Annotated in this window: 12 protein-coding genes; 6 read left to right on the top strand and 6 right to left on the bottom strand. The window is 64.7% G+C overall.

Features of this window, described 5'->3' with window-relative positions; all coding sequences use genetic code 11:
• Positions 1-3: 3 nt before the first annotated feature.
• The 3 genes from exoK to AC1RWL_RS29495 all read right to left on the bottom strand — a co-directional run bounded on the left by exoK (position 4) and on the right by AC1RWL_RS29495 (position 3,751).
• A complete protein-coding gene (exoK, locus tag AC1RWL_RS29505; protein ID WP_493096902.1) occupies positions 4-777 on the bottom strand; it encodes an endo-1,3-1,4-beta-glycanase ExoK in 774 nt (257 codons plus the stop codon).
• Positions 778-780: 3 nt separating this feature from the next.
• On the bottom strand, positions 781-1,899 hold the full coding sequence (locus tag AC1RWL_RS29500) for an acyltransferase family protein (RefSeq protein WP_493096989.1): 1,119 nt from the start codon (positions 1,897-1,899) through the stop codon (positions 781-783).
• 373 nt (positions 1,900-2,272) lie between these two features.
• Positions 2,273-3,751, bottom strand: a complete 1,479-nt coding sequence (locus tag AC1RWL_RS29495; RefSeq protein WP_493096903.1) for a lipopolysaccharide biosynthesis protein — start codon at positions 3,749-3,751, stop codon at positions 2,273-2,275.
• A gap of 121 nt (positions 3,752-3,872) precedes the next feature.
• On the opposite strand from AC1RWL_RS29495, the gene AC1RWL_RS29490 reads away from it, so the two are divergent.
• Positions 3,873-4,832 (top strand): glycosyltransferase family 2 protein, encoded by a 960-nt coding sequence (locus tag AC1RWL_RS29490; RefSeq protein ID WP_493096904.1) that lies wholly within the window; start codon positions 3,873-3,875, stop codon positions 4,830-4,832.
• Between the two features lie 42 nt (positions 4,833-4,874).
• A complete protein-coding gene (locus AC1RWL_RS29485) occupies positions 4,875-5,810 on the top strand; it encodes a polysaccharide pyruvyl transferase family protein (RefSeq protein ID WP_493096905.1) in 936 nt (311 codons plus the stop codon).
• Here AC1RWL_RS29485 and AC1RWL_RS29480 read toward each other — a convergent pair whose 3' ends face one another.
• Together AC1RWL_RS29480 and AC1RWL_RS29475 are read right to left on the bottom strand one after the other, a co-directional pair.
• On the bottom strand, positions 5,811-6,815 hold the full coding sequence (locus AC1RWL_RS29480) for a glycosyltransferase family 2 protein (protein ID WP_493096906.1): 1,005 nt from the start codon (positions 6,813-6,815) through the stop codon (positions 5,811-5,813).
• 108 nt (positions 6,816-6,923) lie between these two features.
• Positions 6,924-7,235, bottom strand: coding sequence for an exopolysaccharide production repressor protein (locus tag AC1RWL_RS29475; RefSeq protein WP_493096907.1), 312 nt, complete (start codon positions 7,233-7,235; stop codon positions 6,924-6,926).
• A gap of 711 nt (positions 7,236-7,946) precedes the next feature.
• Between AC1RWL_RS29475 and AC1RWL_RS29470 the strand changes: the two genes are divergently transcribed.
• From AC1RWL_RS29470 to AC1RWL_RS29455, 4 genes are all read left to right on the top strand, one after another.
• On the top strand, positions 7,947-8,627 hold the full coding sequence (locus tag AC1RWL_RS29470) for a sugar transferase (protein WP_435268136.1): 681 nt from the start codon (positions 7,947-7,949) through the stop codon (positions 8,625-8,627).
• A 102-nt stretch (positions 8,628-8,729) separates the two neighbouring features.
• Positions 8,730-9,947, top strand: coding sequence for a polysaccharide biosynthesis/export family protein (locus AC1RWL_RS29465; RefSeq protein WP_439629556.1), 1,218 nt, complete (start codon positions 8,730-8,732; stop codon positions 9,945-9,947).
• A 7-nt stretch (positions 9,948-9,954) separates the two neighbouring features.
• Entirely contained in the window at positions 9,955-11,217 is a 1,263-nt protein-coding gene (locus AC1RWL_RS29460) for an O-antigen ligase family protein (protein ID WP_493096908.1), read from the top strand.
• A complete protein-coding gene (locus AC1RWL_RS29455; RefSeq protein WP_493096909.1) occupies positions 11,214-12,212 on the top strand; it encodes an acyltransferase family protein in 999 nt (332 codons plus the stop codon). The genes AC1RWL_RS29460 and AC1RWL_RS29455 overlap by 4 nt, the downstream gene beginning before the upstream one ends.
• Here AC1RWL_RS29455 and AC1RWL_RS29450 read toward each other — a convergent pair.
• A complete protein-coding gene (locus AC1RWL_RS29450) occupies positions 12,184-14,628 on the bottom strand; it encodes a TonB-dependent siderophore receptor (RefSeq protein ID WP_493096910.1) in 2,445 nt (814 codons plus the stop codon). The genes AC1RWL_RS29455 and AC1RWL_RS29450 overlap by 29 nt on opposite strands.
• Positions 14,629-14,687 lie beyond the last annotated feature (59 nt).

Below are 14,687 nucleotides of genomic sequence, written 5' to 3'. Positions count from 1 at the left end.
CGATCAGTTCAGCAGGCAGGCGACGGAATCGGAAAACTGGCAGGCGTCCCCTTCCGCGGTGAAGGCCAGGCGCTCGACTTCCAGCTTCGTCGGGCCGGCAAAGGCGAACTTGCCCATCCAGCCGGAAAGCGTGTCGGTGCCCCAGAGCGAGAGAAAAATCTTCTGGGCGTTGCCCGGCAGCGCCTTCGGGTCGGTCACTTCATGCACCAGCGCGCCGTTGACGTAGTAGCGCAGGCGCTCTTTCTGCCAGACGAAGGCATAGTCGTTGAAATCGGCGTCCGCGCCGCCGGCCACATCCACCAGCTTCTCGTTGCCGCCCTTGCCGGCGACATACTGGTTGAGCTGCACGCGTGCTGTGTTCTTGCCGAGCACCTCGAAGTCGATCTCGTCATGCGCCTTCTTGTCGGCAGGGCCGATATAGCTGAAGAAGGCGGAGTTCAGGCCCGTTCCGGTGGCGGCTTTCATGCGCACCTCATAGGTGCCGTAGCCGAAGCGTTTTTTCGTCTGCACCTCGCCGCAGGCATAGTCGCGCTCGCCGAGTTTCTTCGCGTCGAACGAGAGTTCCAGCTTGCCGCCGGTGACGGCGACCTGGTCCTTCGACCAGGTGCAGTTCTGGTGCGCGCCGTTGTTCCAGCCGTCGGAGACGTACCAGATCGCCTTGTCGAGCGTGTCGAACTCTTCCACGAAGGACGTGCCGTTGGCGCCTTCCTGCGCGGCGAGCGGGCCGGCGGCGGCAAGGACCGCGATAAGCGCGGTGGCGCTGAGGGTGTTTTTCATGGGTCACCTCCGTTGCGCGATGGAGCCGGCAGGCTTCATCGGCGGGTGGGGCTCTGTGGCGAGCCGTTTCGGACCGCCGATGCGGCGGCCGGTGAGGATGGCGTGCAGCGACGGCAGGAAGCGCCGCGCCGCGGAATGGGTCGCAACGAGGATGGCGAGTGCCAGGATGGGGCTTGCGGCGTAGAACAACGGGTAATCGGCAATGCCGAGCCGGTTCCAGACCATCCAGAACAGGATGAGCAGCGGATAGTGCCCGCAGAAGATCCAGAAGCTGAGGCCGCCCATGCGCGACAGCGCCTGTCCCGCATTCGTCCGGATCAGCAGTGCCGAAAGCGCCCAGGCACCAAAGATGCCGGCAATCGCGGCGAGGCTTCGCAGCATGTCGAGCCAGGCCGGGAATTCCGGGCCGAAGGCATAGAGCGCCAGCGACAGGGCCACCGCTATGGCCAGAACCGCGGCCACGACGGGAGCGGCGAAGCGATCGAGGCGCTTGATATCGACGCGGTGCAGGGCCATCGCCACGCCGAAGCTGAAGCCGAACAGGATGGATTTCTTGAGAAAGATGCCGTTCGGCAGCGGAAGCACCGCATAGGCGAGCATCAGCGCCAGCACGGTGCGCGGATAGTGCAGGATGGCAAGCGCGATCAGCGGTGACAGCAACAGGCAGAGCAGCAGGTCGCGCAGGAAATAGAGCGGGATGTTGATCGGCCAGGTCTCGATGGCGAGGGCAAGGTTCATCCAGTCGCGCGGCGTGGCGTTGACGACATCCGGCAGGTAGCCGAAGCCGATGCCCCGCGACTGCGCGGCATAAACCAGCACGAGGAAGGCCGTGTTCCACAGCAGGAACGGCACGAGGATGGTCGAAGCCTTGGTGCGCAGCGTCTTGCGATAATCGAAGGCCTGCCAGCCGCGGTGGAACAGCAGGAAGCCCGAGATCGCGCTGAGGCAGGGAACGCCGATGCGAAACAGGCTGTCGGCCAGGAACACGCGCAGCCAGTCGAGCCCGCCGAACTGGCCGAGATAGGGACTGGTCGCCGGATCATAGGGAACATGCACGAAGATGATCCCGGTAATCAGCACGATGCGCATCATGTTGATGCGCGCGGAAACGGTCGCGTCGATATCCACGGTGTATGTCACCCCTCTAGTGGGCCGTTCCCCCCGGACGGCCATTCAAACAAGAGCAGACTCGAGCCTACGGGAACCGAGTGTGGGTGACGGTACGGAGGAAAATATGGCAACGCAGCAAATTTTCGTGATGGTTTGGTTGCATTGCAGCATAGGCGATGTGGACGGATGGTCCGGAAAAGTGTCGTGAACGGCGCCGCCGGGGAAGTTCAGGCGCTAGTCCACCAATACTTTGCATAACATTCGAATATACTGATCTATCTGCAATTGCTGGCTGCAAGGACCCCGAAACTTTTTTCGATCTGCTTAATCGATTTATGCGGTCGCGGCGGCGATTCGGCCCGGGCGATGCCGAATTGGGGCAGGGTCAGGGCAATGCGGCAGCGGGCGCCGCCTTGGGACGGCGCACGAGATCGACGAGTTTTCTGATGAGTGGACGTTCGGTCAGGAGCACGAGCACGGTGTAGATCACGCCGCCGAGCGCCATGCCGAGGCCGACCTGCAAGACCGGGTGAAAATGCTGCGCGAGGTAGTGTTCGAGCGCGTAGCGCACGGCGAGCGCCATCAGGGCCGCGGTCAGCATCGGGCGGATCGAGCGGTAGAAGCCGGAGAGGAACGGCGTGCCGTCGGCACGGAACACCACCCAGGAATAACCGACGAGGATCGCCGCATTGACGAGGCAGAGCGCCACCATCGCCTCGATCAGTGTGCCGTCATAGGCGCCATAGGCGACGGCGGCGGTGGTGACGATCGCGCGCCCGACCGCCCACCAGAACAGCGCGCCGCCATGGCCGGAGCCCTTGAGATAGGGGATGAAGGTGCTGCATGGCGTCAAGAGCCCCTTGGAGAGCGCCAGCAGGCCAAGCACCGGCCAGGCGGCCGCCCATTGCGGGCCGAAGAGCAGCAGCATGGAGGGTTCCGCCAGCGCCCAGAGGCCGAACATCATCGGCGCCAGCAGCAGCGTCGTCACCTGCGTGCTCAGCATCAGCGCCTGCGAGCGGCGTTCGCGGTCGTGCATCATCGCGCTGAAGGCCGGGAAAAGCACGCCCATGACGCCCGACAGCACGACCTGGTTGGGAATGCTGGAAAAGCGGTTGGCGGCGGAATAGGCGCCGGCATCGGCAAGGCCAAGGAAACGCGAGATGACCACCATCGGCGACTGGAAGGTGACGAAATTGGCAATCTCCGAGCCCATCAGGCCCAGGCTGAAGCGCGCGAGCCGCACCACGCCGGCAAGGCGAAAGCGGAACCGCGGCAGGTAGCGCGACACGAAGAACAGGCCGGCAAGGCGGATGACGCCCGACACGAACAGCTGTGCGACGAGCGCCCACACGCCGAAACCGGCCAGCGCCAGGATGACGGCGGCAATCGCCGCGATCGATTCGGAGATCATGCTCCACAGCGCATCCTTGCTGAATTGCATGCGGCGCGCGACCAGCGCATAGGCGACGTCACCGGCAAGCTGCAAGGGAATGAGCAGGCACATGAGGCGCAGAAGATAGGCGGCGTCGGCCGCGCCGAACCAGCCGGCGAGCGGCTCCGCCCAGATGTAGAGCCCCGCCGCCATCAGGCAGGCGAAGGCCAGATTCGCCCAGAAAACCGAGTGGATCGTCTCCTCGTCCTCGTTCGGTTCGAGGATCAAGGCGGAGGCAAGACCGGCCCCGCCGATCATCGCCAGGAACTGCACGACAGCGAGTGCCACGGCCACCGCGCCGAACTCTTCGGGCGTCAACAGCCTTGCCAGAATGGGCACCGTGACAAATTTAAGCCCGAATGTACTTGTCTTGGATAGGACGCTCCAGCCGACGTTTCGGGTAACCGACTTCGCGTTGACGTGCTGGGACATGGCGGATTCCTGCTGCAAAAAGGAGCTTTGACGAGACCAAAAGCCTGCGCCGGAAACGGCCGCGCCCCGGTGGGAGGAGACCAGACGAAACTCTTTCTAGAGAAACCACAGGGACGAAAAGATGGCGAAGCTGACAGTTATCATCCCCTTCTACCAGAAGGAGCCGGGCATCCTCACGCGTGCGCTAGCCTCCGTGTTTGCCCAGGGATTCAAGGACTTCGACGTTATCGTCGTCGATGACGAATCGCCCTATCCGGCCGATGGCGACATCGTGACTTTTTCGGACGAGGAGCAGGCGCGCGTGCGAATCATCCGCCAGGAGAATGCCGGGCCGGGCGGCGCGCGCAACACCGGGCTCGACCATGTGTCGCCCGAAACCGACTTCGTCGCCTTCCTCGATTCGGACGATACGTTCACCCCGGACCACCTCGCCAACGCCCATGACGCGATGACGCGTTTCGGCGCCGATTGCTACTTCGCCTCGATCACCGGGGGCGATGCCTTCTACTACCATTTCGGCGTGGCCGACCTCGAAAAGACCGAGGCGGTTACGCGGCTGAACGATGATCCGCTGCTCATCGAGATCCCGGATCTCACCCAGGTCATGCTCAAGAACTGGAGTTTCCTGCACCTCTCCTGCATGGTCATCAGCCGGCCGCTGTTCGAGAACGTGCGCTTCGATGCGGCCTTGCGGCTTGCGGCGGAAGACGTGCTGTTCTTCTGCGATTGCGTGCTGGCGTCGCGCCGCACGGTGCTGAGCGGCACGGCGGGTGCCCTGCGCGGCGAGGGGCTCAACATCTTCCACGGTGTCGATAACGATTCGCCGCAATTCCTGCGCCAGCAGTTCAACACCTGGGTGGCGCTCGACCGGCTCGAATCGCGTTTTGCCGAACGGCCGGCGGAGGTGCAGTCGCTGCGCGCCTACAAGCAGACGGCGCGGCGGCAGGCGCTGTGGAGCCAGGCGCGGCTTCTCAAGCGCCGCAAGCTGCCGCAATTCGACATGCTGGCGCGCTGGGCGATGCGCGATCCGCGCATCCTCACCAGCGCCGTCGGCCTTGCCGTCGGCAAATTCTCCCGCTGACCATCAGCCCTTTCCCCATCGGCCCTTTCGAAGGAGCAGGACATGAAGCCCTATTACTGGGAATCGCAGCACGGCAATTTCGGTGACGACCTCAATCTCTGGCTCTGGGATTTCCTGCTGCCGGGCTTTCGCGATGTGCATCCGGACGTGCTTCTCGTCGGCGTCGGCACGGTGCTGAACAAGGCGCTGCTGCCGGAGGAGGGCCGCAAGCTCGTGCTCGGCAGCGGCTTCGGCTATGGCGCGCTGCCGGATATGGCCGACCGCAGCCTGTGGGACATCCGCTGCGTGCGCGGGCCGCTGACGGCCGAAAAGGTCGGCGTGCCGGAGGCGCTCGGCATCGTCGATCCGGCCGTGCTGGTGCCCGACATGCCGGAATTCAAAAACCTGCCGAAGCGCCACAAGCGCACCTTCGTGCCCCATTGGGAATCCGCGGTGGCGGGCCTCTGGCCGGTCACCTGCGCCACGGTCGGCATGCATTACATCGATCCGCGCGGCGAGGCGAAGGACGTGATCCGCGAGATCGCCCAGTCCGAGCTGATCGTCGCCGAATCCATGCATGGCGCGATCCTCGCCGATGCCTTTCGCGTGCCGTGGGTCGCCGTCGCCACATCGGACAGTATCAACAGCTTCAAATGGCGCGACTGGGCCGCGACCGTCGGCGTCGAGCATCGCCCGCGGCGCATCCCGATCTCCAGCCGCGCGGAGGCGATCGTCAAGGGCGCCCGCTTCTGGGGCGTCGATTATGACCGGTCCAGTGCCGCGGCACCGCGCAGACCCGACGAGGGCGATGTCGCCGTGAAGGTGGAGGAACAATCCGGCCTGCGCCTCGCCGCCAAGCAGGTGCTCGCCGCACCCTCGACGCTGGCGCTCTGGCAGGCCAGCCGCGCCACGCCGCAGCTCAGCAGCGATGCGCGTCTCGCCGAGCGCAAGGCACGGCTCTACGCCGTCTTGGAAGACGTGCGGCGCGACTACCTCTAGTCAGTCGGCCGAGGGCGCGGGCAGCAGGTAGCGCAGCCCGTCGCCCGGCGCCACGCGCTTGTCCGGCCGCACGCGCCGGCGCGCCGCGTCCAGCTTGTCGCGCAGGATGCCGCCGGCAATGGCCGGCATGGCGGCGGGGTTGGCGAAGGCGTAGCCGAGGGCGGCACCGGCGCCGGCCTCCCGCTTGCTGTCGAGGAAGTGGCGCAGCGCATGGCGGTCGGCGATCTGCCGGCAGTGCCGGCGCATGACGGCGGCAGCCTCGGAGGGCACGTCGCCCGTGGCGAGGATGGCACGTTCCGCATCGCGCAGCGCCTCCAGGTCCTTCGTGCGGTGCTGGCCGCTCAGCGAATTGGCGCGTACCACCGCACCATAACCGCAACTTTCGATCACCGTATAGCGCGCACCGGCGACGAGGGCGCGCACATAAAGCTCGTAATCCTCCCCAAGCCGCATCTCCTCGCGGTAGCGCAGCCCGTGCGTATCGAGGAAGGCCCGGCGCATGACGGGCTTCAGGAAGCCGAGTTCGCCGCGCGGCGCGCCGCGGCGCGAAATATTGCCGAGCACGAAGGTTTTCAGATCGAGCTTTTTTGGGCGGGGCGCAAACTGCGCCGGCTGTCGGGAAAGGTCGGCCTTCTCCATGAAGGCGATGTTGTCGGCGATGAAATCCCAGCCCTCGCAGGCGAGCATCTGGCGGAAGCGGCCGGGAAAGAAGAAATCGTCCGCATCGAGAATGCTGATCAGCGGCGCGCGGGAAATGGCGATCGCGTGGTTGCGGGCGGCGGATGGCCCCCGGTTGACCTTGAAGCGGATGAGCTCCAGCCGGCCGCTGCCGTCGTCGACCGCCTGTGCGGCGGCCAGCGTGCCGTCGTTCGAGCCGTCGTCCACCACCACGACTTCCGCCACTTCGGGCTCCGCCAGCGCTGAGCGCACGGCCCGCCCGATCGTCTCTTCCGCATTCTTCGCGGCAATGATGACGCAGACCCTGTTGTCCTCGGTCACGATCATACCCCTTTCACGCGTTGAACATCGCAGTGCGGGCGAACCCACGCTGCAATGCAGCATGAAAGGCGAAAAGGGCACAAAAACGGCTTTGCGGAAAAGCGGCGCGCGCGATCAGAATTTCGAGTGGCCGGGCTCGTTCATCGTCACGGGGACTTTCGGCTTCGCCTTGTCGAGCTCCTGCTTGCCGTCGAGCTCGCTCTTGCGGGCCTTGGCTTCCTGGCGGACGAGGTAGAGCATGGTGAGGAAATAGCCGACCTGGATGAGCACCGCACAGACCAGCGTCTGGATGGCGGTCGTGACGAAGGAACCGGTGGCGAAATAGGTCACGACCGCAAAGGCGACGAGCGCAAGAAGCATGCTGAGGAAGAAGCGTGGCGCGTAGGCCAGGCTATCCCGCGATTTGGTTTCGGGCGCGCGTTTCATCGGTGGGTCCGCCTTCTCCTCTGAGGCTCCGTCGGACTATAGGGTGCCATTTTGGTCCGTGCAATCATTGGTATTAACCAGTCGAATGCGGGACCGGTTCCGATCCTCGTTCATTTGTCTTGTGCTTCCGTTAAGGCGCCGGAAGAGGCTCCAGACAGAATCGCCGCCATCTTCCTGCCCAGATTCAGCCATGCTTTCTGCCTCAAAAACCTGCGGTTACGCCGATGACGCGAGTTTGTCGATGAGGGTCGCACCCGATGGGTTGCGCGTTGGGGGGCTTCCGATCAACTTTTGTTACAATATCAGCAACGCTTCACGAAAAAATGTGCGCTGCAAAATAATATTGCAGTGCAAAAATTTACGCCCGCCAGAGGTATATGGCCCCGCATAGACGGACCGATTACATAGAAACGTCCAAAATCCCTGTAACCATGCCGGGTGCCCGTCGTCAGAAGAAGTGATACAAAGTGTTATCCGGCGTATTTCGGCTGAAACATTTGCGTTTTGCTGTCTCTATAGAAGCGCCGGCCGCCCGCCTTTTCTCCAAAAGAACTTCAGATTAGGACATTCAAATCTTCTGATATACGCATTGCCTGTTTTTTGGTCGATTCTTCACGCTTCAAAAAACAAACTGTGACCATACACTCCGCATTGGATGTCAGAACGCGTCCGAAGGACCCGACCTAATCGCAAGCCAATGGAGCGACCTCTATGAAGTCCGCGAGTCGATCGGCCATCTCGCCGTTTTTTAGTTCTGTAACGACCGGTGCTCCACCGGTAGGGGGAATATCGAAAAGGAGCTTTGACATTCTGGTGGCGCTGGCCGCCCTTGTCGTGCTCAGCCCGATCTTCGTGCTGATCATGGCGCTCGTGAAATATTCGGATGGCGGCGGCAGCATCTTCTATGGCCACCGCCGCATCGGCTATAACGGCACGACCTTCCGGTGCCTGAAATTCCGCACCATGGCGGAAAACGGCGATGCCCTTCTGCACCAGTACCTGGAGCAGAACCCGGCGGCCTATGAGGAATGGCGCACGACGCGCAAGCTGCAACACGATCCCCGCGTCACCGTGGTGGGCACCGTGCTGCGCAAGCTAAGCCTCGACGAACTGCCCCAGCTCTTCAACATCCTCAGGGGTGAGATGAGCATCGTGGGACCGCGCCCGGTGGTCGAGGACGAGCTGGAGCTCTACGAGGCTTCCGCCGTCTACTACCTCCAGACGCGTCCCGGCCTGACGGGCCTCTGGCAGGTCAGCGGGCGCAACGACGTCTCCTATGAGAGCCGCGTCGCCTTCGACACCCATTATGTGCGCAACTGGTCGCTGGTCAGCGACCTGGTCATCGTTGCCCGCACCATCCCGGCCGTCTGCCTGTCACGCGGCAGCTACTGATCCTAGGCACGCCCGCGATCCAAGGGTGGCGGGCGGCCAGAGAGAGGGATTCCCATGAAGAGAATTTCGAACGCGGCCCGGGTGGCCGCGATTGCCTTGTCCATGCGGTTGTTCGCCCCGTTCTGCCTCGCTCTGACGCTGGCGGCAGGGCCGGCGTTCGCCGCAGAATACCGGCTGGGCGTGATGGACAAGCTGCGCATCCGCGTCGCGGAATGGCAGACGGCCGAGGGCGCCATCCGCGACTGGAGCGCCGTCAGCGGCGACTACAGCGTCGGCGCCGACGGCTCCGTCTCGCTGCCCTTCATCGGCCAGCTTCCGGCCGATGGCCGCACGTCGGGCGAACTTGCCGAGGAGATCGGCAAGAAGATGCAGATCCTGTTTGGCCTGCGCGATCGTCCCTCCGCCTCGGTGGAGATTGCCGAATACCGGCCGGTCTATCTGGCCGGCGAGGTGCAGACGCCGGGTGCCTATCCCTTTGCGCCGGGCCTCACGGTGCTCAAGGCCGTCAGCTTCGGCGGCGGGCTTCGCCGTGCGGAGGCCGGGCAGCGCTTTGCCCGCGATTTCCTGCGCTCGGAAGGCGATGCCGCCGTCTATCTCGCCGAGCGCAACCGCCTGCTGATCCGCCGCGCCCGCATCGTCGCGGAAATGAGCGGCGCCAAGGACATCGAGATGCCGAAGGAACTCGGCAAGGCGGATGAGGCCCGCGCCATCATGGCGAGCGAGACCGCGCTGATGACCTCGCGCGAAAAGCGGCTCCGGCTGCAATTGACGGCACTTGCCGACCTCAAGGCGCTGCTCGACAGCGAGATCACCTCGCTCGGCAAGAAAGCGGAAACCCAGACACGCCAGCTCGAACTGGTGCAGGGCGATCTCGACAAGGTCGATTCGCTTGCCGAAAAGGGCCTGGCCATCAGCTCAAGGCGGCTGGCACTCGAACAGCGCACCGCCGACCTGCAAGCAGCATTGCTCGACATCGACACATCGTCGCTGAAGGCCAAGCAGGACATCAACAAGGCGACGCAGGACGAGACCAACCTGCAAAACGACTGGGACGCCCAGCTGGCGCAGGAGCTGCAGAACACCGAGCAGGAGCTCGACACGCTGACCCTGAAGCTCGGCACGAGCCGCGACCTGATGTCGGAGGCGCTGATGCAGTCGGCCGATGCGGCGGCGCTAAAGGGCGGTCTTTCGGCCGACAATATCGGCTATTCGATCCTGCGCACGGTCGAGGGCAAGGCCGAGCTCATCCGAGCCACCGAGACGACGCCGGTCCTGCCGGGCGATATCGTCAAGGTGGAGCTGAACCTCGGCACGCAGTGAGGCGCTCGTGAAGATCGCCAGGGCGCGCCTGATCGGACCCATCGGCAACGAGGCCTATGCCGCGACCGCCGTCGCCTTGTCGTTCTTCGTCTTCGCCTATTCGTTCCGCTTCGGGCAAGTGTCGATCCTCGCCTATTATGCGCTGTGGCTGCCGCTCGTCGCCGTCGATTACCGGCGCGTGCTCGGCAATTATACGCGCTACGGCTGGATCTTCGCCTTCGCGATCTTCGCCTGCCTCTCGGTCTTCTGGTCGCAGGCCCCGGGCGTCAGCGCGCGGGCCGGGCTGCAATATCTCTCGCATGTCGTCTGCGCGCTCATCGCCATGCGCGTCGTCGATACCAGGACGCTGGTGCGCGGCGGGTTGATCGGCACCGGGCTGGTGCTGCTCTTTTCGCTGGCCTTCGGCGTCTACCATCTCGATCCGCTCGACGGCACCTACAGTTTCGTCGGCGCCTTCGCGTCGAAGAACCAGCTCGGCTTCTATGCCTCGCTCGCCGTGCTCTTCGCCTTCTCGGCCCTTTTCCTCGGGGCGGAGCGCGGCATCTGGAAGCTGGGGGCCGGCGGCTCGGTGCTGATCGCGCTCTATTGCCTGAAGGCCTCGCAGTCGGCGACATCGGTTCTGACCACCGTCGCCATTGCCGGCCTGTGCCTGGCGCTGCGCGCGCTGGAAATGCTGGCGCCGAAACAGCGCAAGACGCTGTTCCTAGTGCTCGCCGTCACCGCCGTGCTGGTGCTGGTCGCCGGTGCCTATGGCGGCGGATACGAGATGGTGCTCGGCGCCTTCGGCAAGGATGCGACGCTCACCGGCCGCACCTATCTCTGGCAGCAGGGCATCGAGGCGGCGCACCAGGCGCCCGCCGTGGGCCTCGGCTACCAGGCCTTCTGGGTGCAGGGTTTCGCGGAAGCCGAACGGCTGTGGGATGCCTTCTTCATCGGCACTCGCAGCGGCTTCCACTTCCACAACACCTTCATCGCCGCCACCGTCGAGACGGGGCTGATCGGCTGCCTGCTGCTGACCATGGTGCTGCTCGTCACCATGGCCGGCCACCTGCGCCGGCTGCTCTCGACCGCGCACGACCTGGAGGCGCTGGTGCTCTTCACCGTCGCGGCGCTGCTGGCGGTGCGCACCTTCGTGGAAATCGATATCCTCAACCCCTATCACGTCGGCTCGTTCCTGCTTTATTTCGCCGCCGGCAAGCTGGCCGATACGCGCCGCAACCTCGCCCGCCATCCCGTGGCGTTGCGCCGCCATGAAGCCGTGCCCGCATGACGCTCTACGGCATCCAGTATCTGAGGGCGTTTGCGGCGCTCGCGGTCGTCGTCTTCCACGCGGCCGAGCGCAGCGGCTATGCCTTCGCCATCGGGGCTGCCGGCGTCGACGTGTTCTTCGTCATCAGCGGCTTCATCATGTGGGTGATCGTCGCGCGCCGCCCGGTCTCGCCCGGCCGCTTCCTCGCTGACCGCATCCGCCGCATCGTGCCCGTCTACTGGCTGGCAACCGCCGTCATGGTGGCCGGGGCACTCGCCGGCCTCTTTCCCAACCTGCTGCTGACGGCGGAGCATGTCGCCGCATCGCTGTTCTTCGTGCCCTGGCGCTCGCCGAGCAGCGGCGAGGTCTGGCCGGTGCTCGTGCAGGGCTGGACGCTCAACTACGAAATGTTCTTCTACGCCGTCTTCGCCGCCTGCCTGCTCCTGCCCGCGCGCCTGCGGCTGCCGGTGATGGCGACGGTCTTCATCGCGCTCGTCGGGATCGGCTTTGCCGTCGAGAGCGACAACCCGCTCTTCCTCACCTACACCCGCCCAGTCATCCTGGAATTCGTTGCCGGCATGCTGATCGGCCGGCTCTCGCTCGCCGGCTGGCTGCCGAACCGGACCGTGTCAATCGCCCTGATCGGCACGGCACTGGCGGGCTTCGCCGCGATCGGCATTTTACGCTTGCCCTTCGACGAATGGACCTGCGGCCCACTCGCCATAGCCCTGGTCTACGGCACCGTAGCGCTGGAAAAACACGGACGGATCGCCCGTTTCAGGCTCCCGGCGCTGCTCGGCGACGCCTCATACTCGATCTATCTCTGGCACACCTTCGCGATTTCCGTCGCGGCCAAGGCGGGGGCCATGCTCGGCCTTCCCCCACCGCTGATCTTCGTCACGTCGATCGCCGTCGGCACGCTGGTCGGCCTGTGCGGCTATATCCTGATCGAGCGCCCGGCCGGCAAAGCCGGCAGGGCACCGAAGATCACCACTTATAGCCAAGCCGGGCGCTGATCTCGCGGCCGGGCGCGTCGGTGGTGAAGGCATTGTCGACATAGCTGTAATGGCGCTTGTCGAAGAGGTTGGACACGTTGAGGCTGAGGCTCAGCCCCTCATAGTCCTTCCCGAGGGCCGCGAAATCATATTTCACATGCGCGTCCACGAGGGTTGCGGCCGGCGTCTTGCGATAGGGCTTTTCATATTGCTGGGAGAAGTAGCTGCCGATGTGGCGCACGCCGCCGCCGAGCGTCAGCCCGCCGAGCACGCCATCCTCCTGGAACGTGTAGTCGACCCACAGCGAGGCCGTGACATCCGGCGTGTTGGGCGCCGGGTCGCCGACAAGGCTCGGGTCCTCGTCCTTGGTGATCTCGCCGTCGAGATAGGCGGCACTGGCCGTCAGGTCCCAGCCCGAATCGAGGCTCGCCTTCACCTCCGCCTCGATGCCCCGCACCCTCACCTCGCCGGTCTGCACGGAGAAGGGCGTGTTCGGGATGGCGGAGACGATGTTCTGCTGCTTCAGGTCGAAGGCCGAGAGCGTCAGCATCGTATCGGTGCCGGGGATTTCGTAGCGGATGCCGATTTCGTATTGCTGGCCGGTCGTCGGTTTCCAGGTGCCGCCATCCGCCCGCATGCCGTCCTTCAGCGCGAAGGATTCGGAATAGCTCGCATAGGGCGCAATGCCGTTGTCGAACTGATAGGTCGCGCCGACGCGGTAGCTCGTCGCCTCGTCGGTCGTGTCATAGGCATAGAAGGCGTTTTTGGCGTCGCTTCGCGCCCAGTCGTGGCGCACGCCGGCCATCAGGGTCAGCGCGTCCAGGCGCACGACGTCCTGCAGGTAGATGCCCGTCTGTTCGGAAAGATTGTTGCTGCGGAAGGCGATCGCGACCGGGTCGATATCACCATAGACCGGATTGAAGATATCGATCGGGTCGGTCGCCACCTCGCCGTTCTGGTTCGCGCTCTTCAGCCGGTTGTAGTCGAGCCCGACCAGCAGCGAATGCGAGGCCGGCCCGGTATCGAACTCGAACCCCAGGCGATTGTCGATCGCGAAGGACTGCACCTGGTTGCGGTAGATATAGGCGACGCGGTCGGCCGTGCGCATGTCCTCGCGCAGCCCGGATATGTAGGCGCCGGCATAGTCGTTGTCGTGCTCACCGTAGCGCACCGTCTGGCTGAAGGTGACCACGTCGTTGAAACGGTGATCGAAGACATAGCCGACGTTCCAGTATTCGCTGTCGTAGTGGTCGAACTCCTTGTCGCCGCCGGTGCGGTGGCGGGGGATTTTGCCGAAGGGGTTCGGCAGCAGCGTGCCCTGGATCGGCAGCGACTGGTAGACGCCGCCGTCGTCCTTGGAATATTGCCCGAGCAGGGTCAGCGACGTGTCCTCGTCCGGCTTCCAGGTGAGGCTCGGCGCGAGGAAGCGGTGGTCGTCCGGCTGGAAGTCGACCTGCGTATCGGCATTGCGATTGACGCCCACCAGCCGGTAGAGCAGCGTGCCGTCGGCATCGAGCGGGCCGGAAATGTCGATCTGCTCCTGGATCCTGTTATGGCTGCCGACCTCCAGCACGACCTCGCCCCGCGCCTCCTCTGTCGGCCGCTTGCTGACGACGTTCACCAGGCCGCCCGGCGAATTGGCGCCGTAGAGCACGGAAGCGGGGCCTTTCAGGATTTCCAGCCGCTCGAAATTGTAGGGCTCGGGCTTGGTGACGGCGGTGAAGGCGCCGCCTGACGTTGCGATGATGCCGTCGAGATAGAGCACCGGCTCGAAGCCGCGCACCGTCATCGGATCGCGCCGCGTATCGCCGGCCCCTTCCAGGCCGCCGAGCACGCCGGGCGTGTAGCGCAGCGCTTCCGTCAGGGTCTGCGCGCTCTGGTCGGCCACCTGGTCGGCCGTGACGATGTTGACGGCCTGCGGCGTTTCCATCAGCGAAGCGTCGGTCTTGGAGGCGGTCGCCGTGCGTTTGGCGACATAGCCGTCCACCGCCCCGAAGGCGGACTCGCCGTCGCCATCGACCGTGATGCGCTCCAGCACCGTCGAGCCATCGGCGGGCACACCACCCATATCGGCGCCTCCCGCGGTGACGAGGATGGAGGAGGGGTCGGTGAAGGCATAGTTTAGCCCGGTGCCGGCGAGCAGGCGGGCGATCGCCTGTTCGCGGGTGGCAGCGCCCGAAAGGCCGGGCGAGGTTTTTCCACGCGCAATCGAGGCATCATAGGCTATCTGCGTGCCCGATTGGCTGCCGAAGGCCGCGAGCGCCGAAGAAAGCGGGCCGGCCGGGATGGCATAGGTCTGCACCTGCGCAAAGGCCGGCAGCGCGCCCGCAAGCGTCGCCCCGGCAAACGATGCCGTCGCCAGCATCGTCGCCAGCATCGTCGCCAGCAAAGCCTTGCGGCCGATGCCGGCAAACCCGTTTCGAGATCCCCGTCCCATGAAAGCACTCCGTCAAACTTTGTCATCGGCACGGCCGGTCGCCGTGCGCCCCTAAAGGC

The organism is Shinella sp. GW821-FHT10F02 (assembly GCF_058809275.1).
This window is presented reverse-complemented; position numbering and strand designations above follow the sequence as displayed.